The sequence below is a fragment of the Pseudomonas sp. MD195_PC81_125 genome (genome assembly GCF_014060985.1).
Classification (GTDB): domain Bacteria; phylum Pseudomonadota; class Gammaproteobacteria; order Pseudomonadales; family Pseudomonadaceae; genus Aquipseudomonas; species Aquipseudomonas parakoreensis.
Map to the genome: position 1 here is coordinate 1 of NZ_JABULD010000796.1, position 824 is coordinate 824.

Here is an 824-nt window from a genome sequence, read left to right on the forward strand (position 1 = left end):
AATATCATCGAGACGCGGGTGATGACGCAGGGGCCGTTTTGACGGACTGATTGACCCTTTGGTCGATGCATAGCAGCATCCCGGGCAAACCCATTCACCAACAGGAATTTGCCACGATGTCTGGCACTGATGATCTTGATGAATTGCTGGAGCGTGTGAACGACGAGCAATCGTTCATTGCGTTTATTCAGGCACTGGGTGCCGATTTCGCCCGTGAGCAGACGATGAACGAACCGCTGTCCCCCTATGGGCGGAGCGCCTTGGGTTGGGAAAATGGATCTGTGGATGCGTTTCTCGAAGCCGCAGGTGCCTGGGCGATTGACAGTTCCAGGCAGGTGGCGGCGGAAGTCGCTTCAGCCAACGTATGGCAGCGCTGTGCGAGTATTTTGCTGGCCGGCAAGTTTTATGAGTGAGAGGGGCGAGGGAATGTCAGTTTTGCGAGTCCCTGATTGCCTTGGCCAGTTGTGCTGCCTCGGCACGCAACGTGTCGAATTGTTCGTTCAACTCGATGTAGCCGGGTTTCCAGGCAAATACCCCATCGACGCGACTTTGCCCTAAAACCACATCATTGAACGAGCCCATACCACCGTAGGCCGATAACAAGTAGGTGATCCCGGAATAATCAGAGGCAAGAAGACGCGCTCTTGTGTTGCGCATCCACTGGCTCCAGTGCATGTCTCCATCGTATTCAAGTACCTCGATCAATTGATCAAGAACGATGAGCAGCTTTTGCGTCTTCGGTCCCATTTCCTGATACCTCCTGTTTGATCGCGCTGGCTTTCAACGGATGACCGAATCGGTAAACCCTTAAAGCAAACTCCACG

Annotated in this window: 2 protein-coding genes; one reads left to right on the forward strand and one right to left on the reverse strand. The window is 53.6% G+C overall.

Going from position 1 to position 824, the window contains the following annotated elements; all coding sequences use genetic code 11:
* Window positions 1-116: 116 nt before the first annotated feature.
* Complete coding sequence (locus tag HT737_RS29340) at window positions 117-413, forward strand: hypothetical protein (RefSeq protein ID WP_182401585.1); 297 nt, start codon at window positions 117-119, stop codon at window positions 411-413.
* Between the two features lie 16 nt (window positions 414-429).
* Here the strand turns inward: HT737_RS29340 and HT737_RS29345 are convergent, their stop codons facing one another.
* Entirely contained in the window at window positions 430-747 is a 318-nt protein-coding gene (locus HT737_RS29345) for a hypothetical protein (RefSeq protein ID WP_182401583.1), read from the reverse strand.
* Window positions 748-824: the final 77 nt, after the last annotated feature.